1 pseudogene is annotated in these 868 nt (G+C 69.4%); it reads right to left on the bottom strand.

Features of this window, described 5'->3' with window-relative positions:
• Window positions 1-868, bottom strand: a pseudogene (locus tag DK254_RS06565) (RHS repeat protein); the annotation flags it as partial.

Raw genomic sequence — 868 nt, 5'->3', positions numbered from 1 at the left:
TCGCTGGCGTCGTAGGCGAAGCGGTAGGCCGCGCCGTTCTCGTTGACCAGCGCGGCCAGGCGCAGGGCGCGGTCGTATTCGTAGCGGACGATCTGCCCCTTGGCATCCTGGCGGCTCTGCGGCAGGCCGCGGGCGGTGCGGATCAGGCGGGTGCTCTGGCCCTTGCCGTCGGTGTGCCCGAGCAGTTGGCCGAGGGCGTTGTAGCTGAAGGCCTCGCGGCTGCCGTCGGCGTGCTCGATGGCCAGCACTTCGCCGTTGGGCTTGCGCTGCAGGCGGGTGGTCTGGCCGAGGGCATCGGTGATGGCCACCAGGTGCTGGCGGTCGTCGTATGCGTAGCGGGTCTGCTGGCCGGAGCAGTCCTGGTAGCGCTCCACCTGGGCCTGGCCGTTCCACCACAGGTGCTTGCGCTTGCGCAGGGCGTCGACGATGGTGTGCGGCAGGCCGTCCTCGCCGTTGAAGTATTCGGTGCTGTGGCCTTCGGCGTCGGTTTCCTCGATGAGGCTGCCCCGGGCGTCGTAGCGGGCCTTCCAGGTGCTGCCGTCGGGGTAGGCCACTTCGCTCACGAGGTTTGTCGCAAGGTGGTGCCGGTAGCGGATGCTGCGGCCCAGCGGGTCGATTTCCTCGACCAGGCGCGAGCACTCGTCGTACTTGAGCTGCACGCGGTTGCCGTCGGGCAGTTGCAGGCCGGTCATGTTGCCGGCGTCGTCCAGCTCGATGCGGTATTCCTCGCCGCCGAAGTCGCGGCTGGCCACCACCCGGTGGTCGGCGTTGTAGTGGATGCGCGCCTCGCGCTGCAGGGCGTCGCTGACCGTGGTGACGCGGGCCTCGAGGTCGTAGTGGAAGTGGTAGTGCTCGCCGTCGCTGGTCC

Source organism: Pseudomonas sp. RW407 (assembly GCF_003176655.1).
Lineage (GTDB): Bacteria > Pseudomonadota > Gammaproteobacteria > Pseudomonadales > Pseudomonadaceae > Pseudomonas > Pseudomonas delhiensis.
This window is presented reverse-complemented; position numbering and strand designations above follow the sequence as displayed.